This window comes from Amycolatopsis sp. NPDC114484 (assembly GCF_055633755.1).
Genome location: NZ_JBVKDQ010000023.1, coordinates 1 through 23,396, shown reverse-complemented (window position 1 = coordinate 23,396; position 23,396 = coordinate 1). Strand labels below are relative to the sequence as shown.

The 23,396-nt window shown below is 69.1% G+C and carries 18 protein-coding genes; 13 read left to right on the top strand and 5 right to left on the bottom strand.

The features are described 5' to 3' along the window. The 5 genes from ACZ7SW_RS37410 (at window position 1) to ACZ7SW_RS37390 (ending at window position 8,332) form a co-directional block, all read left to right on the top strand. Entirely contained in the window at window positions 1–1,908 is a 1,908-nt protein-coding gene (locus ACZ7SW_RS37410; protein ID WP_470235092.1) for a dipeptide/oligopeptide/nickel ABC transporter permease/ATP-binding protein, read from the top strand. After that, window positions 1,905–2,867, top strand: coding sequence for an ABC transporter ATP-binding protein (locus ACZ7SW_RS37405; RefSeq protein ID WP_470235091.1), 963 nt, complete (start codon window positions 1,905–1,907; stop codon window positions 2,865–2,867). The genes ACZ7SW_RS37410 and ACZ7SW_RS37405 overlap by 4 nt, the downstream gene beginning before the upstream one ends. Window positions 2,868–2,973: 106 nt before the next feature. Beyond that, window positions 2,974–6,282 carry a serine hydrolase gene (locus ACZ7SW_RS37400; protein WP_470235090.1) on the top strand — a complete coding sequence of 1,103 codons (3,309 nt, stop codon included), beginning with the start codon at window positions 2,974–2,976 and terminating at the stop codon, window positions 6,280–6,282. A 59-nt stretch (window positions 6,283–6,341) separates the two neighbouring features. Beyond that, window positions 6,342–7,115 carry an AraC family transcriptional regulator gene (locus ACZ7SW_RS37395; protein ID WP_470235089.1) on the top strand — a complete coding sequence of 258 codons (774 nt, stop codon included), beginning with the start codon at window positions 6,342–6,344 and terminating at the stop codon, window positions 7,113–7,115. A 74-nt stretch (window positions 7,116–7,189) separates the two neighbouring features. Beyond that, entirely contained in the window at window positions 7,190–8,332 is a 1,143-nt protein-coding gene (locus ACZ7SW_RS37390) for a 4-hydroxybenzoate 3-monooxygenase (RefSeq protein WP_470235088.1), read from the top strand. Window position 8,333: 1 nt separating this feature from the next. Here the strand turns inward: ACZ7SW_RS37390 and ACZ7SW_RS37385 are convergent, their stop codons facing one another. From ACZ7SW_RS37385 to ACZ7SW_RS37375, 3 genes are all read right to left on the bottom strand, one after another. Then, window positions 8,334–8,534 carry a hypothetical protein gene (locus tag ACZ7SW_RS37385; protein WP_470235087.1) on the bottom strand — a complete coding sequence of 67 codons (201 nt, stop codon included), beginning with the start codon at window positions 8,532–8,534 and terminating at the stop codon, window positions 8,334–8,336. 71 nt (window positions 8,535–8,605) lie between these two features. After that, window positions 8,606–9,247 (bottom strand): response regulator, encoded by a 642-nt coding sequence (locus ACZ7SW_RS37380; RefSeq protein WP_470235086.1) that lies wholly within the window; start codon window positions 9,245–9,247, stop codon window positions 8,606–8,608. Continuing rightward, a complete protein-coding gene (locus ACZ7SW_RS37375; protein ID WP_470235085.1) occupies window positions 9,235–10,434 on the bottom strand; it encodes a sensor histidine kinase in 1,200 nt (399 codons plus the stop codon). Before ACZ7SW_RS37375 ends, ACZ7SW_RS37380 begins: the two co-directional genes overlap by 13 nt. Before the next feature lie 149 nt (window positions 10,435–10,583). Between ACZ7SW_RS37375 and ACZ7SW_RS37370 the strand changes: the two genes are divergently transcribed. From ACZ7SW_RS37370 to ACZ7SW_RS37360, 3 genes are read left to right on the top strand one after another with little or no spacing between them, the layout of a single operon-like run. Further along, a complete protein-coding gene (locus ACZ7SW_RS37370) occupies window positions 10,584–11,324 on the top strand; it encodes an ABC transporter ATP-binding protein (RefSeq protein ID WP_470235084.1) in 741 nt (246 codons plus the stop codon). A 5-nt stretch (window positions 11,325–11,329) separates the two neighbouring features. Beyond that, on the top strand, window positions 11,330–13,900 hold the full coding sequence (locus ACZ7SW_RS37365) for an ABC transporter permease (protein WP_470235178.1): 2,571 nt from the start codon (window positions 11,330–11,332) through the stop codon (window positions 13,898–13,900). 13 nt (window positions 13,901–13,913) lie between these two features. Continuing rightward, the gene (locus ACZ7SW_RS37360; RefSeq protein ID WP_470235083.1) at window positions 13,914–15,473 is read left to right on the top strand and encodes an amidase; all 1,560 of its coding nucleotides are present in this window, start codon (window positions 13,914–13,916) and stop codon (window positions 15,471–15,473) included. 4 nt (window positions 15,474–15,477) lie between these two features. On the opposite strand, the gene ACZ7SW_RS37355 is transcribed toward ACZ7SW_RS37360, so the two are convergent. Next, the gene (locus ACZ7SW_RS37355; protein WP_470235082.1) at window positions 15,478–15,822 is read right to left on the bottom strand and encodes an ester cyclase; all 345 of its coding nucleotides are present in this window, start codon (window positions 15,820–15,822) and stop codon (window positions 15,478–15,480) included. Window positions 15,823–15,867: 45 nt separating this feature from the next. On the opposite strand from ACZ7SW_RS37355, the gene ACZ7SW_RS37350 reads away from it, so the two are divergent. Both ACZ7SW_RS37350 and ACZ7SW_RS37345 read left to right on the top strand, forming a co-directional pair. Beyond that, window positions 15,868–16,491, top strand: coding sequence for a TetR/AcrR family transcriptional regulator (locus ACZ7SW_RS37350; RefSeq protein ID WP_470235081.1), 624 nt, complete (start codon window positions 15,868–15,870; stop codon window positions 16,489–16,491). A 951-nt stretch (window positions 16,492–17,442) separates the two neighbouring features. Further along, window positions 17,443–18,318, top strand: a complete 876-nt coding sequence (locus tag ACZ7SW_RS37345) for a S1 family peptidase (RefSeq protein WP_470235080.1) — start codon at window positions 17,443–17,445, stop codon at window positions 18,316–18,318. 3 nt (window positions 18,319–18,321) lie between these two features. Here the strand turns inward: ACZ7SW_RS37345 and ACZ7SW_RS37340 are convergent, their stop codons facing one another. After that, window positions 18,322–19,062, bottom strand: coding sequence for an IclR family transcriptional regulator (locus ACZ7SW_RS37340; protein ID WP_470235079.1), 741 nt, complete (start codon window positions 19,060–19,062; stop codon window positions 18,322–18,324). 120 nt (window positions 19,063–19,182) lie between these two features. On the opposite strand from ACZ7SW_RS37340, the gene ACZ7SW_RS37335 reads away from it, so the two are divergent. The 3 genes from ACZ7SW_RS37335 to ACZ7SW_RS37325 all read left to right on the top strand — a co-directional run bounded on the left by ACZ7SW_RS37335 (window position 19,183) and on the right by ACZ7SW_RS37325 (window position 23,262). Next, window positions 19,183–20,460, top strand: coding sequence for an MFS transporter (locus tag ACZ7SW_RS37335; RefSeq protein ID WP_470235078.1), 1,278 nt, complete (start codon window positions 19,183–19,185; stop codon window positions 20,458–20,460). After that, on the top strand, window positions 20,457–21,350 hold the full coding sequence (locus tag ACZ7SW_RS37330; protein ID WP_470235077.1) for a 2-hydroxyacid dehydrogenase: 894 nt from the start codon (window positions 20,457–20,459) through the stop codon (window positions 21,348–21,350). The genes ACZ7SW_RS37335 and ACZ7SW_RS37330 overlap by 4 nt, the downstream gene beginning before the upstream one ends. Window positions 21,351–22,128: 778 nt before the next feature. Then, the gene (locus ACZ7SW_RS37325; RefSeq protein WP_470235076.1) at window positions 22,129–23,262 is read left to right on the top strand and encodes a thioester domain-containing protein; all 1,134 of its coding nucleotides are present in this window, start codon (window positions 22,129–22,131) and stop codon (window positions 23,260–23,262) included. Window positions 23,263–23,396 lie beyond the last annotated feature (134 nt).

The window sequence follows — 23,396 nt, the reverse complement described above, 5'->3', positions numbered from 1 at the left end:
ATGGCGAAACGGCGCGGACAACAGTGGCTGGCCGCGGTGCGCACCCCGCTGGGCGCGTTCGCCGCCGTCCTGCTCGTGCTGGTGGTCGCGGTCGCGGTGCTGGGCCCGATCCTGTGGCAGGACGCGGCCTCGGCGATCGACACGAACGCCATCGGCCAGGGCTCGTCGGGCGAGCATTGGGCAGGCACCGACGAACTGGGCCGCGACATTTTCTACCGCGTGCTGGTGGCGACCCGGCTTTCGGTGCTGCTGGCGCTGATCGCCGCGGCGCTCGGCGTCGCGACCGGACTGGTGCTCGGCATGCTGCCCGCGGTGCTGCCGCGTCCGCTGGGCAGACTGCTGACGTCGGCGATCAACATCGCGGTCGCGTTCCCCGGGCTGCTGCTGGTGTTGTTCTTCGCGGTGATTTTCGGCGTGGGCACGCAAGGCGCGGTGATGGCGATCGGGTTCGCGGTGGCTCCGCAGTTCGCCCGGCTGACCCAGACGTTGTCGGCCTCGGTGGCAGGCCGGGACTTCGTGTCCGCCGCCCGGGTGGCCGGGGCGGGCCGGTTCCGGTTGCTGTTCCGGCACATTCTGCCGAACATCGGCGAGCCGCTGGCGGTCAACGCCACCATCGGCGCCGGTGGTTCGCTGCTGGCGTTCTCCGGGCTGTCATTCCTCGGGATCGGCGTGCAGGCCCCGGATTACGACTGGGGACGGCTGCTCAACGAAGGTCTCAACGGCATTTACGTCAACCCGGCGGCGGCGCTCGCGCCCGGTGTCGCGGTGGTCCTCGCGGGGCTCGCGTTCAACCTGTTCGGCGAGACGGTCGCCGGAGTGATCGGGGTGCGGACCCGGTTGCCGCGGCTGACTCCTCGCGTGCCGCGAAAGTCCAAAGTGGACAAAATCGCCGCGGACGACGCCGTGCTGGTGGTCGAGAATCTGGAAGTCGCCTTCCCCCGGCCGACTGGCTGGACGGTGCCGGTGCGCGGCGTGAGCTTCACCGTGCGAGCGGGCGAGGCGATCGGGGTCGTCGGCGAATCCGGTTCGGGCAAGAGCTTGACCGGGCTCGCGGTGTCGCGGCTGATCGAAGCGCCCGGTTCGGTGACCGCGGACCGGCTGGACTTCGCCGGCACCCCGGTGCTCACCACGCCGGAACGCGAATTGCGGACGCTGCTCGGGACGTCGCTGGCGATGGTGTTCCAGGACCCGATGACGTCGTTCAACCCGACCCGGCGGATCGGCCGTCAGCTCGCCGAGGTTTCCGAACAGCACCAAGGGCTTTCGCGAGCCAAGGCTTTCGAGCGAGCCGTCGACCGGCTGCGCGCGGTACGGATCCCGGCGGCGGAACGGCGGGCGAAGCAGTACCCGCACGAGTTTTCCGGCGGGATGCGGCAGCGCGCGATGATCGGCATGGGCCTGATGGGCGACCCGCGGCTGATCATCGCCGACGAACCGACGACCGCGCTGGACGTGACTGTGCAACGGCAGCTGCTGCGGCTGCTGGCCCAGACCCGCGCGGAACGGGACACCGCGATCATCCTGATCAGTCACGACATCGCGGTCGTTTCCCAGACGTGCGAACGGATCCTGGTGATGTACGCCGGACGGATCGTGGAGGATCTACCCGCCGCTGGCCCGGAGATCACGCCGCGGCACCCGTACACGCGAGCGCTGCTGGCCACGACGATCGACCTGGAGACGGATCCGGACGCGCTGCTCGCGGTGATTCCCGGGCGTCCGCCGGAACCGGACCAGATGCCGTCCGGCTGCGCGTTCGCGAGCCGGTGCCCGGTGGCGACGGACCGATGCCGCGAGGAGGACCCGGAGCTGACCGTGCTCGCGCCGGAACATCGGGTGGCGTGCTGGCATCCGGATGCGGCACTGTCGGAAGCGGCGGGGCTCGTCGTGGCGGGAGGGGCGGAATGAGCGAGTTGGTCTTCGATTCGGTCAGCGTCCAGTACGGCGGACGGCGCGGGCTCACCGCGGTGGACGGCGTTTCGCTGACCGTCCCGGCGGGCAAGGTCGTCGGCCTCGTCGGCGAATCGGGCTCGGGCAAGTCGACGCTCGCCCGCGCGGCCGTCGGCTTGTCGCCGGTGAGTGCGGGGCGGGTGCTGCTCGGCGGCGTGGACGTGCGGAAACTCCCGCGCCGGCGCCCGCTGCAGATGGTGTTCCAGGATCCGTACTCCTCGCTCAACCCGCGGATGACCATCGGCGAGTCGATCGCCGAAGCCATGCCGCGCGGGACGAACCGCAGGGCCGAGGTCGCCCGGCTGCTGGAGCTGGTCAATCTCGATCCGGAACGCGCCGGGCACCTTCCCGGCCAGCTCTCCGGCGGCCAGCGGCAACGGGTCGCACTCGCCCGGGCATTAGCGGGTCAGCCACAGGCATTGATCGCCGACGAGATCACCTCCGCGCTCGACGTTTCGGTGCAGGGCGCGGTGCTCAACCTCGTGCGTTCGGTGCAGCGGCAACTCGACCTGTCGATGCTGTTCATCTCGCACAACCTCGCCGTGATCCGGTATCTCAGCGATTTCGTCGCGGTGATGTACCTCGGCCGGATCGTCGAGGCCGGACCGGCTGGGCAGGTGCTCACCGATCCGCAGCATCCCTACACCCGCGACCTGCTCGACGCCGCCCCTTCGGCGCACAAGTCGCTGTTCGACCTCGAACCCGGCGCGACCGCGGACGCGGAACCGCCGGACCCGCACCATCCGCCCGCCGGCTGCCGGTACCACCCGCGCTGCCCGGTCGGCCCGCTCGTGCGGAGCGACCGCGAGATCTGCCTCCGGGCCGATCCGGCCGAGGACGCCGCGTCCCGGCGGCACGCATCGGCCTGCCACTTCCTCATCCGACCAGAAGAAGGCCGACCCCTACTCGGCACGTAACCGTTGCTGCGAAGCCATTAAGCCGTGGCTGCGGTCGGATTAGGAACGATCAGCACAGTAGCGAATCCGAGGGCCACGAGCCCGCGATCTCTCAAGGAGCCAGCGTATGACCCGCCGTCTCGGCATCGATGACCTGTACGACCTCGCCGCGCCCAGCCAGCCCGCGCTTTCGCCGGACGGCAGCCGGATCGTCTACGTGCTGCGGACCGCGGACCGGGAGGAGGACCGGAACGTCGACGCGCTCTGGACGGTCGGCACCGCCTCCGGTGAGGCCCGCCAGCTCACTCGCGGAAACGCTGACGCAGCACCGAAATGGGCGCCAGACGGCTCCCTGCTCGCGTTCCTGCGCGCCCAGGACGGTCCGCCGCAGGTCTGGGTCCTCCCGGCGGACGGCGGAGAGGCCGAGCAGCTCACCAAGCTTCCGCTCGGCGCGGGCGCGCCGGTGTGGAGCCCGGACGGCACCAAGATCGCGTTCTCCGCGGCGGTCGACCTCGCCGCGATTATCGAGGCGCCGCCGGCGAACGCGCCGATCGTCGCCGAGCGGCTGGACTACAAGTCCGACGGCCCCGGCCTGCTGAAGACTCTTCGCAGCCACGTGCACGTCCTCGACGTCGCCACCGGCGAAGTCCAGCAGCACACCTCCGGCGACTGGCACGCCGGCCAGCCCGCCTGGTCGCCCGACAGCAAGCACGTCGCGTTCACCGCGTCCCTCGACGACGACGCCGACCTCACCTTCCGGGCCGCCGCCTACGTCCTCGACATCACCGAGCGGAACGCCGAACCGCGACTGGTCGGCACCGACGCGGGCATGGCGGGCACGGTCGGCTGGACCACCGACGGCAAGGCGCTGCTCGTGGTCGGCCGCACCGACACCGTCACCGGAAACCTCGGCCTGCTGCGCGTTCCGCTGGACGGCGGCGAGACGGTCAACCTGGCCGCCAGCCTCGACCGCAACGTGATGCCCGGCGGCCCCGGCTACCCGGGTGCGCTGCCGCAGCTGAACGAGGCGGGCGACGTCGTGCTGTTCGCGATCCGCGACCGCGGTTGCACCCATCTGTACGAAGTGGACCTTGCCGGTGGCGAACCGCGTCCGGTGCTGGTCGGCGACGGCAACGTCGTGTCCGGAGTGGACTTGGTCGGAGACCAGGCCGCGATTGTGTTGGCTACCGCCGATTCCTTCGGTGAGATCGCCGTCCTCGACCGCGCCACGGGTTCGGTTGACGTGCGGACGAAGCACAGCGATTCAGTGTCCGAAGTGGAATTGTTCGATCGCGAGTCGCGCGAATTCGCCATCAGCGACGGCACCGTCGTCCAAGGTTGGCTCATCCGCGACCCCGAAAGCACCGGCCCGCAGCCGTTGCTGATCGACATCCACGGCGGTCCGCACAATGCCTGGAACGGTGCCGCGGACTCGATTCACCTGTACCACCAGACCCTTGCTTCGCGCGGCTGGGCAGTGCTGCTGATCAACCCGCGAGCCAGCGACGGTTACGGCGAAGCGTTCTTCACCGCGGCGATCGGCGCGTGGGGCAGTGCGGACGCGCCGGACTTCCTCGAACCGATCGACCAGCTCGTCGCCGAAGGTCTCGCCGACCCGGACCGGCTCGCCGTCACCGGGTACAGCTACGGCGGATACATGACCTGCTACCTCACCAGCCGTGACGACCGCTTCGCCGCCGCCGTGGCCGGTGGCGTAGTCAGCGACCTGACCAGCCTCGCTGGGACTTCGGACGGCGGCCACTACATGGCAGTCAACGAATTCGCCGGGCTCTCGTCGGGCAACTACGAGAAGTCCTCCCCGCACGCGCGGGTCGAGCAGGTCCGCACGCCGACGCTGATCCTGCAGGGCGGCGAAGACGTCCGGTGCCCGGTCGGGCAGGCCGAGCAGTGGTTCACCGCACTGCGCGAGCGCGATGTGCCGTCCCGGCTGGTGCTGTACCCGGGCGGTGCGCATCTGTTCATTTTGGACGGTCCGCCGTCGCACCGCGTCGACTACAACCGGCGCGTGGTCGACTGGGTCGAGCAGTACGCCGGTTCGCGGGTGCCGATCGACGCCGCGCACTGGAGCCGCCGTCTGGCGGAGCTGGCGCGCAAGCACGACGTTCCCGGTGCGTCGCTGGGAATCCTGCGCGTCGACACCGGCGAGGAGATGTTCGCGACCCATGGCGTGCTGAACAAGACGACCGGTGTCGAGGTCACCGAGGATTCGCTGTTCCAGATCGGCTCGATCTCCAAGGTGTGGACGTCGACCGTGGTGATGCAGCTCGTCGACGAGGGCCTGCTCGACCTCGACGCGCCGGTCCTGGACGTGCTGCCCGAACTGCGGCTGTCCGATCCGGAGGTGACCAAGAGCGTCACCATGCGGCACCTGCTGACCCACACCAGCGGCATCGACGGCGACATCTTCACCGACACCGGCCGCGGTGACGACTGCGTCGAGAAGTACGTCGACCTGCTGGAGGACGCCGCGCAGAACCACCCGCTCGGCGTGACTTTCTCGTACTGCAACTCAGGTTTCATCCTCATGGGCCGGGTGATCGAGAAGCTCACCGGGAAGAGCTGGGACGCCGCGATGCGGGACAAGTTGTACACCCCGCTCGGGCTCACGCACACGGTCACGCTGCCGGAAGAGGCGCTGCTGTTCCGCGCCGCAGTCGGGCACGACGCGCCCGACGGCGAAGACCTGGCTCCGGTCCCGGCCTGGCAGCTGCCCCGTTCGGCTGGACCGGCCGGACTGATCACCGCTCGCGCCGCGGACGTTCTCGCCTTCGCCCGCTTGCACCTCACCGGCGGCCTGGCCGAGGACGGCACGCGGATCCTGTCGGCGGAATCGGCCGCCGCGATGGCGCAGAAGCAGGCCGACCTCCCGGACACGCACACCCTCGGCGATTCGTGGGGCCTCGGCTGGATCCGCGACGACTGGAACGGCCGCCGCGTCATCGGCCACGACGGCAACACGATCGGCCAGTCGGCGTTCCTGCGCTTGCTGCCGGACGCGGGCCTCGCGGTCACGCTGCTGACGAACGGCGGCCACGCGCGGGACCTGTACACCGAGCTGTACCGGGAGATCTTCGCCGAACTCGCCGACGTCGCCATGCCGCGTCCGCTCGAACCCCCGGCCACGCCGGTCACCGCGGACGTGAGCCGCCACCTTGGCGTGTACGAACGGGCCGGCGCGCACGTCGAGGTGGTGGAGCGCGAGGGTGGTTTGCGCCTCGTGTACACCGTCACCGGACCGCTGGCGGAGCTGACGCCGGACAAGGTCCAGGAATTCGACCTGGTGACGCTCTCGGACACGCTGTTCCTGCTCCGCATGCCGGGCGGGCAGTTCTGGACGCCGGTGCTGTTCTACACGCTGCCCACGGGGGAGCCGTACCTGCACTTCGGCGCGCGGGCGACGCCCAAGGTGTCCTGAGGCTGGAGGGGCTGGGTTCGCTCAGCCCCTCAGCCGGTCACTCCGAGTAAGCTCGGCTCGTGCCGGAAATCCGCCCTGAACCCGCTGTGGTCTCGCGGATCGTGGAGAAGCGGGGCCAGCTCGCGCACGGGGACGGCATCGCGCCGCACCGGCATGTCCAGGGGCAATTGCTGTACCCGTCGGCGGGTGTCCTCGCCACCACGACCGAGCGCGGCACGTGGGTCGCTCCGGCCAATCGCGTCGCGTGGACTCCGCCGGGTTTCGAGCACTATCACCGTGCGTACGGCCAGACCGAGGTCCGGGTGCTGGAGTTCTCCGGGGAACTGTCCGCGTCCTTGCCGGACCAGCCGACCGTGTTCGAGGTGTCGCCGTTGCTGCGGGAGGCGTTGCTCGTCCTCACCAGCGGCCGGAAGCTTCGCCCGGAGGCCCGGGAGCGGCTTCGCGGCGTGGTCGTGGACGAGCTGGTCGTCGGCCCCGACGAGGCGATGTACCTCCCGGCCGCGTCCGACGACCGCCTGCGCGCGGTCACCGATCTCCTCCACGCCGACCCCGCGGCGTCGCTGACGCTGGCCGAGTTCGGCCGGACCGTCGGCGCGGGGGAGCGGACGTTGAGCCGCCTTTTCCAGGCCGAACTCGGGATGAGCTTCCACCAGTGGCGGAGCCTGCTTCGGGTGCAGCACGCGCTTATCCGGCTGGCCGAGGGCGACGCGGTCATCGACACCGCGGCACGGCTGGGGTGGGCCAATCCGACGAGTTTCATCGAGGCGTTCACTGCCGTGGTCGGCCAGACGCCCGGCCGCTATCAGCAGGAGTTGCGCCGCGGCGATCGGTGAGGTTGGCGGGTTTCCGGAAGACCTAGTCGGGCTGTTGGTACCGCTGGCGGCTGGGTCCGGGCGAACTTGGAGACATGCCAGAAAACACCACGGTAGTGATCGTGGGCGCCGGAGTAGCCGGACTCACCCTCGGAATTTTCCTGCTGCACAACGGAATCGATTGCGTCGTTGTCGAGAAGCGCAGTCGCGAATACGTCGAGCAGCGCCAGCGAGCCGGGGTCATCGACACCCGGGCGGCCCGGATGTTCCGCGCGCACGGCCTCGAAGACCGGGTCGTCGGCGGCGTCCCGACCCAGCCGGTGCTGAACTTCCGCATCGACGGCGAAACGCGCCCGCTCGCCCTGGACGCGGGTGACCAGGGCGACGGACGGTTCTGCCCCCAGCAGGTCCTCGTCCGAAACCTGATCGAGGTTTTCCTCGCAGACGGCGGAGATCTCCGCTTCGACACCGAGGTTTCGATCGAGAACCTCGACCGTCCGCTGGTCCGCTATTCAAGCTCCGGCACGATCGCCTGCGAATTCATCGCCGGATGCGACGGGGACCGCGGCATCAGCCGTGCCGCCATCCCCGATCTCATCCGCTACACCCACGAATACGGCTACGCGTGGCTGACGGTCTTGGCGGAAGTGCCCGCCAAACACCAATCCATGATGGCGCTCCACCGCCGTGGCTTCGCCGGTCAATTCGCCCGCGGTCCGCAGGCGAGCCGGTTCTATCTCCAATGCCCGCTGGACAGCTCCCTCGAGGAATGGACCGACGAACGCATCTGGGCCGAAATCGAGGCCCGTTTCGAAGAGCCCATGACCCACGGCCCGATCGCCAGCACGCAATTGGTGCCGTTGCGAAGCGTCGTGCACAGCACAATGAATCACGGCCGCCTGTACCTCCTCGGGGACGCCGCGCACATCGTCCCGCCGATGAGCGCGAAAGGAATGAACCTGGCTCTGCACGACGCCGAACTGTTCGCGGACGCCGTTGTCCGCTACCAGAAAGAACAGGACTCAAGCCTGCTCGACAGCTATTCGGCGACCGCACTGCGGCACGTCTGGAAGTACCAGGCCTTCGCAATGTGGTGGACCGAATTGGTGCACAACGCCGGTGACGCTTCCTGCGAAGGCGAATTCCGGCGGCAAGCCGCACGGGCGGAAATGGAGGGGTTGTTCGAGCCCGGCCCGGCGAACCGGTCGCTGAGCGAGTTCATCGCCGGGCTCGCCTGAGTCAGTCCTTGCGGCGCGCCATGAACCGCACGAGCAGCAACACCAGGCACGCCACCGCCACTCCGCCGCCGATGTACCGGTAAGTGGCCTCCAGTCCGGCGAACTGACCGATCGAATTGGCGGCGGCACCGGCGAGAAAGACCAGCCACAGCAGGGTTGTCACAATAGGGCCGTCGGCGGTGCGGCTACGGGAAGTCTCCATGCCGAGAACACTATGGAGCGGCGAAGGGGACAAACAGGCCGCAGACCCCCAACTTCGTGGTAGCGCCTGCGCTACCTCTTCCCGTTGAGATAAGCCAGCACCGCCAGCACCCGCCGATGCCCATTGTCCTCCGGCAGGCCGAGTTTCGCGAAGATGTTGCGGATGTGCTTGAGCACCGTCCCGTCGCTGACCACCAGCAGTTCCGCGATCGTGGCGTTGTTGTAGCCCTCCGCCATCAACCCGAGCACCTCGCGTTCGCGCGCGGTCAAGGAGTCGAGCGGGTCGCGGCGGTGCGCCAGCAGCTGGGTCACCACCTCGGGGTCCATCGCCGTGCCGCCCTCCACCACGCGGTGCAGCGAGTCGAGGAACTTGGCGACCTTGCCGACGCGTTCCTTGAGCAGGTACCCGACCGCGCCCTTGCCGTCCGCGAGCAGCTCCGCCGCGTAGCCGGTCTCCACGTGTGCGGAGAGCACCAGCACCGGCAGCCCGGGGTGCAGCTGCCGCGCCTGAACGGCGGCGCGCAGGCCCTCGTCGGTGTGCGTCGGAGGGAGGCGGACGTCGGTGATCACCGCGTCCGGACGGTCTTCGCGGACGAACGCGAGGAAGTCGTCGGTGTGGTCGAATGCCGCGGCGACCTCGATGCCCGAGGTGTCCAGCAGCAGCACCAACCCTTCTCGCAGCAGGGCGTCGTCCTCGACGATCACGACCCGCATGGCAACTCCACTTCCAGAACAGTCGGTCCACCGGGCGGACTCGTGAGCGTGACCGTCCCGTCGAAGGCCTCGGCGCGTTTCCGGATCCCGGCCAGCCCGCTGCCCTGGGATTCGTCCGCACCGCCGCGGCCGTCGTCGCGGATTTCGATCCGCACGGTGTCGACGGTGCCGTCGAGCGTAATCGACGCGTGTTCCGCGCCGGAATGCTTGGTCACGTTCGCCAGCGTTTCGGCCACGATGAAGTACACCGCCGCCTCGACCGCGGCCGGTCGGCGCGCGGAACTGCGAACGTCCACAGTGCACGGAACCGCGCACCGGTCGGCGAGCGCGGTGATCGCGCCGTCGAGGCCGCGGTCGGTCAGCAACGGCGGGTGGATGCTCCGCACGACCGTGCGCAATTCGGCGAGTGCTTCGGTCGCCGCGTCCTGCGCCTTGCCGAGCAATTCCCGTGCCTTGGCCGGATTTCCCTCGAAAAGCTGATCCGCGATCCCGAGTTGCAGCACGACCGCCGACAGCCGCGCCTGCGTCCCGTCGTGCAGATCGCGTTCGAGCCGGCGCAGTTCGGCGCCGTGCGCCTCCAGCGCGGCGGCGCGGGTCGCGGTCAGCTCGACGACCCGGTCGGTGAGCCCGGCACCTGGCCGAGGGCCGAGAAGCGCCCGCGTCGCAAGGGCTTGCCAGCGCGCCAGCGGCGAGGCCCAGAACGTGAGCGCGATCATGACGATCCCGCTGAATACGCAGAGCGCGGCCGACGGCCAAGAGTTCACCATGAATTCCAGCGAGCTCCGGATTCCGCCGGGCACCAGCCACCAGAACACGCCGGTGAGGATCTGGCGCAGTCCGCCGAGCGGCAGGCTGAACGCGAGCACCCCGACGATGAAACCGACCACGGCGTGCACCGCCAGCCACGCGAGGTCCCGCAGGCTCGCCGGGTCGCGAATCGGCGAAACGTTGGCGTAGGGCTCGGCGATCGGCTCGCCGAGCCTGCGGCCGGCGCGGCGGCGTTCGAACCGCAGCGGGTAGCGGAGCAGTTTCAGCGCGACCGGGAGCGCCGGGATCCCGACGCCGATCAAGCACGTCACCAGCACGATGGCCATCGCGAAAAAGAGCAGCATGGCGAGGAACGCGGTCGCGGCCCCCACCAGCAGATAGCGGAGTCCGAACCACCACGAGCGCAGCCGGTTCTTCACCCGCACAGTGTCCCATTAGGACTTCCTCACCGGGAGTGGTGGTGCCTGCGCTACCCCCAAGACTCCCGCGCTCGGGATCGTTTTCGCCCGCGTTCGGCCATAGCTTCGATATCGACAGAGAATCTGCTGGTCCGAGGAGCGACACGAAGATGAACACAGGCGGCACACACGCCCTGAGGCTGGAAGCGGTGCGCAAGATCTACGGCTCCGGCGACGGCGCGGTCACCGCGCTGGACGGGGTGACGGTCGGGATCCAGCGGGGCTCCTTCACCGCGGTCATGGGGCCGTCCGGATCCGGAAAGAGCACCTTCCTGCACTGCGCGGCCGGGCTCGACCGGCCGAGTTCGGGAAAGGTGCTGCTCGGCGAAACCGAACTCGGCGGGCTCCGGGAACGAGCGCTCACCGAATTGCGCCGGACCCGGATCGGGTTCATTTTCCAGGCCTACAACCTGCTGCCGTCGCTGAACGTGCTGCAGAACATCACCCTGCCGATGCGGCTGGCCGGCAAGAAGCCGGATTCCCGCTGGCTGCGCGAGATCGTCGACGGCGTCGGCATCGCGAAGCGGCTGGAGCACCGCCCGGCGGAACTGTCCGGCGGGCAGCAGCAGCGCGTCGCGATCGCCCGCGCGCTGATCACCCGGCCTGAGGTCGTGCTCGCCGACGAACCGACCGGCGCGCTCGACACCCGCACCGCGCGCCAGGTGCTCGACCTATTGCGCACCGTGGTCGACCAAATGGGCCAGACCGTGCTGATGGTCACCCACGACCCGGTCGCCGCGTCCGCCGCGCACGGAGTGCTGTTCCTCGCCGACGGCAAGCTGGCCGGTCACCTCCCGGAGCCGACTCCGGAGCGGGTCGCGCAGCGGTTGACCCACCTCGGGGAGTGGTGACCGTCATGTGGTCGTTGGCTTGGCAGACGACGAAGGCCCGGCTGAGCGGGTTCGTCGGCGCGTTCATCGCGATCCTCTTCGGCACCGCGCTCGTCGCGGGCTGCGGCATTCTCATGGAATCCGGTCTTCGCGCCGGAGTCCCGACCCAGCGCTACGCCGACGCGGCGGTGGTCGTCGGCGGGCCGCAGACCACGAAACCGCCGGGCGCGGATTTCGGCGAGTCCGAGCAGATCAGCGAACAGACCACGGTGCCGGAGACGCTGATCGCCAAGATCGCGTCAGTGCCCGGGGTGCGCCAGGCGGTGCCGGAGCAGGACTTCCCGGCGAACGTCGTGACGTCCAGCGGCCAGGTGCTCACCGGTCCGAACGACACCCAGTCGCGCGGACACAACTGGGACGCGGCCGTGCTGGCCCCGTTCTCCCTTCGCGAAGGCCACGCTCCCGAAGCGGCGAACGAAGTGGTTCTCGACGCGGAGCTGGCTGCCCGCGGCGGAGTTTCGGTCGGCAGCACGGTGCGGATTTCGACCCGTTCCACGCCGATGGAATTCCGGGTCACCGGCATCGCCGCGGCCAAATCCGGCAACGGGCTGACCCGGCAGTCGGCTTTGTTCTTCTCCCCGGCGCGCGCCGCTGATCTTTCCGGGAATCCCGGGCAGGTCCACGCGGTCGGCGTGCTCGCCGCTCCCGGAGTGGCGACGGGCGAGCTGGAAGACCGCATCAGCGCGGCAGTCAAGGGCGAACCGGTCACGGTGACTGCCGGGATGGAACGCAGCACGGTCGAATTCCTCGACGTGAGCCAGACCCGGGTGATGCTGTTCGCGCTCGCGGGTTCGTTCGGCGGGTTCGCGATCCTGGTCGCGGTGTTCGTCGTGTCGAGCACACTGGCTTTGGTGATCAACCAGCGACGGCGGGAATTCGCGCTGCTGCGGGCGATCGCCGCCACACCGAAGCAGATCCGCAAGCTGATCAGCGCCGAAACCATGCTGGTCGCGAGCCTCGCCGGAGTGCTGGGCGCGGGTCTGGGCGTGGCCGTCGGCTACGGATTGCGCGACTCCTTCGCCGCGGTCGGCGTGATTCCGCAGGACTTCGGTCTCGCGATCGGCCCGCTCCCGCTCGTCGTCGCGTTCCTGCTCGGCCTGGGCGCGGCACGGCTGGCCGCGTGGTCGGCGGCGCGCAGGCCGTCGTCGATCCGCCCGATCGAAGCGCTCGGCGAGGCGGCTGTCGAACGCCGCGAACTCGGCCGGACCCGCCTGCTCGTCGGCTGGCTGCTGGTAGTGCTCGGCTTCGGCGGCTCGACCGTCCCGATGTACGTGACCGGTCCGGGCGCGCTCGCGGCCTCCTCGATGTCCGCGCTGGTGGTCGTGATCGGGCTCTCGCTGCTCGGGCCGAAGGTGGTCGCCTTCATGACCCGGATCATCGGCCCGGTGTACGCCGGTCTCTCGCGGATCAGCGGCTACCTGGCCGCGGCGAACAACCAGGCCAACGCCCGGCGGCTCGCGTCGGCGGTGACCCCGGTGATGCTGGCGGTCGCGTTCGCGATCTCGATGTTCTACAGCCAGACGTCGTCCGCTGCCGCCACCCAGGAGCAGGCGGTTCGGTCGACGACCGCGGACCACGTCCTGACGAGCAGTACCGGCGCGTTGTCGCCGGAGGTCGCGGCGGCGGCGCGGGCGATCCCCGGAGTCGCGGCGGCTACCTCGGTGATCCGCACCGACGTCGTCACCACGGTCGAGGAGGACCAGCGGCTGCGCGTCACGAAGTACCCGGCGCAGGGGCTGAACGGCGACCAGGTGCGCGGCGTGCTCGATCTCGGCGTCGTGTCCGGGAATCTGGCCGACCTGCGCGGCGACACCGTCGCGATGAGCAAGGGTGAAGCCGATTGGTACGAAAAGAAAATCGGCGACGAGGTCGACTTCTGGTTCGCCGACGGCCGCCCGGCGAAGGTGAAACTGGTCGCGGTCTACACGCACAACCAGGCATTCGGCGAGTACGTGCTGCCCGCCGACCTCGCCCGCGCGCACACCGGGGACCAGCTGGACAGTTCCGTTCTCGTGCGCCAGGACCCGAACGCGGACCCAGCCGCGGTGACCGCCGCGTTGCGCGATCTCAGCGTTCGTTACCCAGGTCTCACCGTAACGCCCAGCTCCACGGTTTCCGCGTCGGAGAATGCTTCGGCACAGCAGCAGTTCTACCTGAACCTCGTCGCGGTCGGCGTGATCCTCGGCTACGTGGTGATCTCGGTGGCCAACACGCTGGTGATGACCACGGCGCAGCGCTCGCGGGAATTCGCTCTGCTGCGGCTGATCGGCACGACCCGAGGCCAGGTCGTGCGGATGATGCGCCTGGAAGCCTTGGCGACCGCCGGTATCGCGGCATTGCTCGGCACCGTGGTGGCAGCAGTTCCGTTGGTACTGCTCAATCTTTCCCTGCGCGACACCCCGCTGCCGTCGGGAACGCCCGCGGTGTTCGGCGGAATCGTCGCCGGAGCGTTCCTGCTCAGCCTGGTCTCGCTCGGACTGTCCACTCGGGTCACCTTGCGCGCCAAGCCCATTGACGCCATCGGCCTCCGCGAATAAGAAAGAAAAACGAATGCGCACCTTGCTGACACAGCTTTCGGTGGCGGCCCTCACCGCGGCGGGCCTGCTTATGCCCGCCGCGGCGGACGCCTCGCCGAACCGTTTCCTCGACCAGTCCACGATTCCCGATCTGCAGCGCGCCATGGACCACCGGCAGCTGACGTCGGAACAACTGACGCGCGGCTACCTGCGCCGGATCGAAGAGCTGAACCCCAAGCTGCACGCCGTTGTGCAAACCAACCCGGACGCGCTGGCGGCGGCGAAGGAGAGCGACGCCCGCCGCCGGACCCACCGCTCCCGCGGTCCCCTGGACGGAATTCCGGTGCTGCTGAAGGAAAACACCGACACCGCGGACCGGCAGACGACCACCGCGGGCTCGACCGCGATGCTCGGTTCGCGTCCGGCCAAAGACGCGTTCCTGGTCCAGCGCCTGCGCGCCGCGGGTGCGGTCGTGCTCGGCAAGACGAACCTGTCGGAATGGTCGAACTTCCGCTCGAGCGGGCAGATCCCCGGCTGGAGCGGGGTCTCGGGCCAGACGCGCAATCCCTACGCCCTGGACCGCAGCCCGTGCGGTTCGTCAAGCGGCTCGGCAGTCGCCGCGGCGGCCGGTCTCGCGTCGGTCGCCGTCGGCACCGAAACCGACGGTTCGATCGTGTGCCCGGCGGCCTCGACCTCGACCGTCGGCGTGAAGACCACCCTCGGCGTAGTGAGCCGCAGCGGCGTCGTGCCGATCACCGCCCAGCACGACACTCCGGGCCCGATCGCGCGCAACGTCACCGACGCCGCGCTCACCCTGTTCGTGCTCGCCGGTGCCGACCCGGCCGATCCCGCCTCAGTCGCGGCTGCGCTCCCGAAGGAAACACGTCTGGATCGCAATGCCCTGCGCGGCAAGCGAATCGGTGTCTGGCGAAAGGGCCACTCCGGCATCGACCAGCAAGCCGACCGCATCTTCGAGTCCACAGTGCACACTCTGCGCTCGCTGGGTGCCACAGTGGTCGAGGGAGCGGACGTGGAGGACATCTTCTGGTCAGTCAAACCGGATCTCTTCCCCGCGCTGCTATCGGAGTTCAAACACGACCTGAACGCCTACCTGGCCGCGACTCCCGGGGAACACCCGCGGAATCTGTCCGAGCTGATCGCCTACAACGAAAAGCACCGTGACGTCGAGATGCCGCTGTTCGACCAAAGCCTCCTCGTCGAGGCGAACGCCGCCGACGGCAACCTGAACGACCAGACCTACCGTCGGCACCGCGCCGCCGCGACCGGCATCGCGCAACGGTCGATCGACGACGTACTGGCGGCGAAAGGCCTGGACGCGATCGTCACCCTGAGCGGCTTGCCCGCCTCGCCGCTGGACCGCCCAGGCGACCCGAGGTTCTTGAGCAGCACGCGAAACACGTCCGTCGCCGGTTACCCGAACATCACCGTGCCAGCCGGATTCGCCGGTCCGCTACCGGTTGGGATCTCGTTCCTTGGCACGAAATATCACGATGCTCAGCTGCTCAACTTCGCTTACGCGTATGAGCAGGCGTCGCACGCGCGGCAGGCGCCTCGGTACCTGCCCGCCGCTTAGGTCGTCAGCTTCCCGGCGGTGTCCACGGACCCGCCGGGAGCCCGACCTGGCGGAGGACGTCGGCGAGGTTGTAGTAGTCGGCGACTTGCCGGATCCGCTCGCCGCGCAGGTCGATTCGCGTGCTGACCGGCACGCGGAACGACTTGCCGGTGGCGGGCCGGGTCTTGTCGAACGCCCCGGTGTCGGTGCGGGAGAACGTCCAGCGCACCGCTATGCGATTGCCGGAGCGGAACGCGTCCTGCACGTCGACGTGCGGAATCCGCGGGGCGGCCTGAGTGGTGCCGACCGCGCTTCCCATGACTAGTGCTGCGGCGATGCCACCCCCGATGACGTTCCGGATCTTCTTCATGGCGCTTCCTCTCCGAGTTCGACTTACAGTTGTAAGCTTGCGGTGGTGAACGCAGCAGAAGGACGCTCCCGGAACCGCTGCGGCGAAGGTGCCCGGCTGCGGGAGGAGATCGTGCAGGCGGCGGCCGAGATCCTGGACGAAGGCGGCGGCGAGGACGCGGTCACCCTGCGCGCGGTCGCCCGACGGATCGGCATCGCGGCACCGTCCATCTACCGGCACTTCGCCGACCGCGACCAGATCCTGCTGGCAGTGGTGCAGGAAGCGTTCGCTGAGCTGAAGGAACGCATCGAAGCCGCACTGGCCGACGTGGACAAGCCGGACGCGCGGCTTCGCTCGGTGTGCACGACGTACCTCGACTTCGCCCTCGAACGCCCCAAGCGCTACCGCATCCTGTTCGGCGGCGTATGGAACGCCGCGCGGGCCGCGGAGAATCAGGAGATGGCCCCGGCGGCGGAGGAGATCGGGCAGGACGTGTTCGCCCTGCTGGCGCAAGCAGTACAGGAATGCGCGGACGCTGGCTTGTCGCGCAGCACCGCAGCATTCTCCGACGCGACGGCGTTATGGGCCGGACTGCACGGCCTGGCCGAACTACAACCGGCGGCCCCGATGTTCCCTTGGCCAGACGGGGTTTTGGAGGTCTTGGTGGATCGGCTCGCCCTGCTGGACTGAGGTTCTTCCCCCTCGCCTCGCCTCGCCTTCGCCGGGGTGAGATTCGCTCACCGCTGTCCGTGAGGGGGCCCCTGAGGGAATCAGAGTCCCTCGGGGTTCCCCTCACAGCCTGGTGGAGTCGCGCGGCCAGGGGGTGGCGCAGCCAGAGAGTTGGCCAGGGCGTTGCGCGACCAGGGAATCGCGCGGGCCAGTGGGATGGCGCGGGCCAGTGGGTGGCAGCGCGCGGCGAGGGCAGCCACGCGGGCCGGTGAAGTTGTGCGGACTGAGCGGTGCCACGGGCCAGGAGATTGCGCGGTGCCACGGGAGCCAGCGGGGTCGTGCGAGCTGAGCGGAGCCACATGGGCCAGGGGTTGCGCGGACTGAGCGGAGCCGCTCGAGCCAGCGGGGTGGCGCGAGCCGAGCGGAGCTACGCGAGCCACCGGGGACGTGTGAGCCGAGCGGAACCGCGAGAGCCAGCGAGGCCGTGCTTGCCGATCAGCACCACGCGGGCCAGCGGTGCTGTGCGGGCCGAGCAGCACCACGCGGGCCGGTGGGGTTGCGCGGGCTGAGCGGAGCCGCGCGAGCCAGCGGTGCTGTGCGGGCCGAGCAGCACCACGCGGGCCGGTGGGGTTGCGCGGGCTGAGCGGAGCCGCGCGAGCCAGCGGCGCCGTGCGAGCCCATCAGCACCACGCGGGCCGAGCCTTCCACCCGCAGCCGTCCCGCTGATCGGGAGCAATTCCCACAATCCGGTCCCAGCCGCCGAACGGCCCAGCCTCCAGGCAAAACGCGCCCGCGCCGTTAGCATTCCGTGATCAAGCCCGAACCCTGCGTATCGAGCGTGTCAGTTTCTACCCTGGTCACCGGATTAATCGGGCACACTCACTCATTCGGGTTAACAACTTCGCTATCTTGGACCCCGTGGTGCACGCAAAGTCACGTTCCGCTCAGCGGGCGAGCCTTCGGCTGGGTGCCGTGGCCGTCGCCACGGTCCTGGGGGCCGGGCTCGCCGGCGTCTACGTCGGCATGCAGCGGACCGCGGAGGCCGGGACCGCCAAGCCGGTGTCGAACGTCGCCGTCGCGCGCGGCGTCGGCGGCAACGCGGGCAACGCCAGCAGCACGGTCAGCGGCGGCACAGGTGGCACCGCCGGCACCGGCGGCAAGACCCAGCCCGCCACGCCCGCGCTGCCCGACCATCCCACCCCGTTCAGCGTCAAACTGTCCTCAAAGGACATTCCGGAGAAGAGCGGCGGCGTCCGCACCGGCGGCTGCAGCGGTTCGCTCATCGCCCCGCAATGGATCGTCACCGCGGGCCACTGCTTCCACGACCTCGACGGCACCCGCGTCAGCGGCAAACCCGACTACACCATGACCGCCGCGATCGGGAAGCTCACCGACTCCGACCCGCGCGGGCACGTGCTGAAGATCGTGGACGCGCGCCAGTCCGCGGTCAACGACCTCGCGCTCGCCAAGCTGTCCGAGCCGGTCACCGACATCGAACCGCTCGCGCTGCCGGACGGTCCGCCGGATCCGGGCCAGCACACGACCTTCGTCGGCTGGGGTTCGCTGTCCTCCAAGGTCATCGTGCAGACCGACCACATCAAACGCGGCGATTTCCAGGTCTCCGAAGTGCGCAAGAACGAGATCACCCTGGAACCGCTGAAGAAGCGCACCGTCGAGAACAGCCCGTGCCCGGACGATTCGGGTTCTCCGTTCTTCGTGCCGATCAAGGGAAAGAACACGCTGATCGCGGTCGAGAATTTCGGCCCCGACTGTCCTCAGCCAGGCACCGAAACCGCGGCGCGCGTGGACCAGCTCGTGTCGTGGATCAAGGGCCAGATCGACGGGTGAGCCTCACCGGGGCAGCAATGCCGCCAATTCCCTTGCGGCAGCACGCAAAGCGGGTACGAACTCCTCCAGCTGAGCAACCGTCAGCCGGTAAGCCGGTGCGGCGGTGGACAATGCGGCGATCGCCGTCCCGTCCGGTGTCCTAATCGGAACGCCGACCGCGCGGATGCCTTCCTCGTGCTCCTCGTCGGCGATCGCGAAACCACGTTCGCGCACCGCCGCGATCTCCGTCGCGAACGCCTCGCGCGAGGTGATCGTGCGCGGGCCCAGCTCGGGCAGTTCCAGCGAAGCGACCAACTCGTCGCGATTCGACGCGAACGCGACCAGGCATTTGCCCATCGACGTGCAGTGCAACGGCCCCCGCGCACCCGGCTCACCTCGGATCTGCAGCCGCTGCGACCCCTGTACCGAGTGCACGTAGACCTGGTTGTGCCCGTCCAGTACCGCGAGCAGCGTCGGCTCGCCGGTCTCCGCGGCCAGCTTCTGCATCACCGGCAGCGCGACGCCGGCGAACCCGCGCGCCTGCGACACGGACTGGCCCAGTTCGAACAGTCGCAGCCCCAGTGAATATCGTTTCGACACCGGGTCGTTGCGCGCGAATCCCTCGCTCTGCAAGGAACTCAGCAACCGATGCGTCGTGCTCACCGGATACCCGGCAGCGCGCGCCAGCTCGGACAGCGGCACGCCCTCGGGGTAGCCGCCGAGCAGGGACAGGACTCGCAAAGCCTTGCCGACCATGTCCGCCATCGGACCCCCTTGACGTCCCGCGCGCGGCAACGCACACTGCCTCTCACCGCATTGCGGAATAGCTTTCCATATGACGGAAAGCTCGTCAAGGACTTGGGTCAACGGCGACAGGAGTACCGGATGAACACCGTCGAGCAGGCGGGCACGCTCGGGAGGCAGCGCTGGGTGCGGCTGATCCCGATCGTCTTCGTCACCTACAGCCTCGCCTACCTCGACCGGTCGAACTTCTCGATCGCGACCGCCGGCGGCATGGCCGAGGAACTGCACCTGACGAGCACGACGTCCGGGCTGATCGCCGCGTCGTTCTTCCTCGGCTACTTCCTGCTGCAGGTCCCCGGCGTGCTTTACGCTGACCGTCGCAGCGTGCGGAGCCTGATCTTCTGGTCGGTGCTCGCGTGGGGCGTTCTCGCGACCGCGCAGGGCCTGCTCAGTTCGGTGCCGGTGCTGATCGTGGTCCGGTTCCTGCTCGGTGCGGTGGAAGCGGCGGTGCTGCCCGCGCTCGTCGTGCTGCTCGCGCGGTGGTTCACGAAGGCCGAACGCGGCCGTGCCAACGCTTTCCTGATCCTCGGCAACCCGGTCACGGTGATGTGGCTGTCGGCGGCGTCGGGGTATTTGATCGAGGCGACGTCCTGGCGCGGCATGTTCATCATCGAGGGAATCCCAGCACTGATCTGGGCTTTTGTGTTCCGCGCACAGGTCCGAGACCGGCCCGCCGACACCCCGTGGCTCGACTCGGCCGGTCGTGCCGCGATCGAGGGCGCGATCGCCGCGGAACAGGCGCGGCTGCCGGAACCAGCTGAGCGTCCGGTGCGGGAAGCGTTGCGGTCCAAGGCAGTTCTGCTGTTGGCGGCGCAATATCTGTTGTGGAGTATCGGGGTTTACGGCTTTGTGTTCTGGCTGCCGTCGATCGTGAAGGCAGGCTCGTCCGCCGGAATCGGCGCGACCGGTTTGCTGTCGGCGATCCCGTACGCGTTCGCCGTGGTGGCGATGCTGGTCAACTCGCGCGGCTCGGACCGATCCGGGATGCGGCGGCGGTACGTGTGGCCGTGGCTGCTCGCGGGCGCAGTCGCGTTCTATGGTTCGTACCTCTTGGGCAAGCAGCATTTCTGGTGGGCGTTCGTCCTGCTGGCAATCGCCGCAGTGGCCTTGTACGCGCCGTACGGCCCGTTTTTCGCGCTGATTTCCGAACTCCTGCCGCAGCGGACCGCCGGGGTGGCGGTGGCTGTGATCAACGCGGCCGGCGCGCTCGGCGGGTTCCTCGGGACTTACCTGGTCGGCTGGCTCGAATCCGCGACCGGCAGCACGGCCGCCGCGTTCTTGATGCTGGCGGGGACAATGGCCGCAGCCGCGGTGCTAGTGCTCGCGGTTCCGGTGAAGACGAAGGAAAGGCGAGCATGACCGCGCGTGTACTGGTGCCCTGGTCCGACATTTCCGTTCCGGCCGAACTGAACGCGGTCGTCTGGGACGGCCGCGGCACCCCGCCGGACGGCCTCGACGACGTCGAGTTCTACGTCCTGCCCTACGACCAGGGCCCGGCGGCGGCGAAGCTCATCCCGCAACTGCCGTCGCTGCGCGCGGTCCAGACGCTGTCCGCCGGTTACGACAACCTGCTGTCGCTCGTCCCGTCCGGCGTGCAGCTGGCGAACGGCCGGGGCCTGCACGACCTCAGCGTCGCCGAACACACCCTCGCGTTGATCCTTGCCGCACAACGGTATTTCCCGCGCTGGTTCGCGCAGCAGCAGACCGGCTCGTGGGACCGGGTGCACACGCGCTCGCTCGCCGACTGCCGGGTCCTGCTGGTCGGCTACGGCTCGATCGGCCGCGCCATCGAGCGGTACCTGGAGGCTGGCGAAGCTGAGGTGGTCCGGGTCGCCAGCACCGCCCGCGACGGCGTGCACGGCATCGCCGAACTGCCGGACCTCCTGCCGACCGCGGACATCGTCGTGCTGGTCCTGCCCGACACCCCCCAGACCCGCGGCCTGCTTGGCACCTCGGAGCTGGCCCTGCTGCCGGACACGGCCCTGATCGTGAACGTCGGCCGCGGCACCGCCGTCGACACCGACGCGCTGACGGCCGAGGTCGCCGCCGGTCGCCTGCGCGCGGCGCTGGATGTGGTCGACCCGGAACCGCTGCCCGCCGACCATCCACTGTGGACGCTCGACGGCGGGATCATCACCCCGCACATCGCCGGTGGTTCGGACTCGTTCTACCCGCGCGCGAAGCGGCTGGCCGAACGCCAGCTCGCGCACTACGCGAAGGGCGAGCCGCTGGAGAACCTCGTCAACTGAGTCGCGTTGTGCCAGCACAATACGGACCGCGGCCCACGACGGCGGACGCCCATAGATCGCGCAGTCGATCACCGCGGGCGGCCGTCCCGGCGCGAAGAGGACGGTGCCGGGAGGGTGCGCGGGCGATTCGATCGGCCTCCGGTGGGCACCGGATCGAGGCGGCGTCGGGCGGCGATCCCAGCCCGGATCGCGTCGTCCGGGTGCGAGGTATCCGGGCGGCCGGGAACCAGTCGGCTGGCCTCCCGCTCCCGCGCGGACGGATTGCCGCCGGATGAATTCTGGCCGTCGGCTCCGGCGATCCAGCCCCGGCTGAGCCGAAACTCCGCGGAGCCGCCGCGACCGCGTTTCCGGAGCGACTCCACCGGTTTCAACACCACGTCCCCGACTCGCCAAGTCCCCCTTTCCCGCCGAACCGGGACCCCGGTGCGGCCGAAGGCGGCCAGGACGTCCGCCGGAGGTCGCGTGAGCAACGTTGTGCGCCCTTTCCCGCACGCCGTTTCCCCGCGTTCCCGCAGCTCCGCGCACACTTACCCTGAGCAACACAAGGGGAGGAACGACTCCGACTGGTGGTACGAAAGCGCATTCAGGGGACCACCGACAGTGCACATGTGAGCCCTGTGTATGCTTCGCCATCGCTTGACTGGGTGGATTCTTCACCCGAATTGGTGGCCGTCGTGGTCGGGGAGATGTGGTCTCACGCGGTCCGTCGTTCGTGGTTCGGGACTGGATGGGAGAAAGCATGCACGGCAGGTCAATTCTGGTCCGGGGAGGGGCCGCGGTGGCTTCTGCGGCAGCGGCGCTCATGATCGCCGCGCCGGTCGCCCTCGCGGACGACAACGCCCCCTCGGCGCGCAGCGGCGCCGCCTCGGGCACGCTGGAGCACGGCGGCACGTCGGGCTTCGACGTCAAGATCGTCGGCAAGAAGGACGCACTGCAGACGACGCTGTTCAACCTCAAGCTGTCTGACGGCGCCTTCTCGAAGATGTACTGCGTGCAGATCGAGGTCGGCGCGCGGTACGGCGAGACGATGGTCGAGCACGCCTGGAACGACTACCCCGACGCGAAGTCGCCGTTCCGCAAGAACAACAAGAACATCAACTGGGTGCTGCACCACAGCTACCCCTCCGAGGACGTCGCGTCCCTCGGGAAGACGCTGACCGACAAGGGCGCCAAGCTCCACGACGGTCTGTCCACGAAGGAAGCGCTGACCGCGACCCAGGCCGCGGTGTGGCACTACAGCGACGGCAAGGACCTCGACACCGAGAACCCGCTGGCCAACGGCTCCGCGGACGAAGCGGCCGACGTGGTCGCGCTGTACAACTACCTGACCGGCGACGCCAACACCGGCGTCGAGGAGACGAAGCCGGCGCTGAGCATCACGCCGGCCAAGGCGTCCGGCGAAGCGGGCACGAAGATCGGCCCGTTCACCGTCGCGACCACCGGCAGCGTCACCGACTTCACGAGCAAGCTCCCCGAGGGCGTGAAGGTCGTCGGTGAAAACGGCCAGGAGATCAAGTCCTCGGCGATCAAGAACGGCACGAAGCTGTTCCTGGACGTCCCGAAGGACGCGAAGGCCGGCACGGCCGAACTCGCGGTGAAGGCCGCGGGCGACGTCAACACCGGTCGGCTGTTCGTGGCCAAGAACTACGCGGACAACCCGGCGCAGTCGCTGATCGTGGCACAGTCGCAGAAGAGCAGCGTCCAGGCCGCCGCAACCGGCACCTGGACCGAAACGGGCCCGGTCACCACCGCCCCCGCGACGACCGCTCCCGCCGCGGGCAACAACTCGGGCCAGACCCCGCTGGCGAACACCGGCGTGAACGCCGCGCTGCCCATCGGCATCGGCGCAGCCCTGGTGGTCGCGGGCGGCGCGATGCTGCTGGTGGTCCGCCGCCGTCGGAGCAACGCCTGATTTCACCAGTAATACGCGCTAAGCAAGCGGGCCGGTCCACTTAGAGCATGTCTCATTTGGTGAGTTTCTTGTAGCAGGTGATGGCGGCGCCGAGGGCGAGGAAGGCGAGGTAGTGGCTGGGTTTGCGTTCGTAG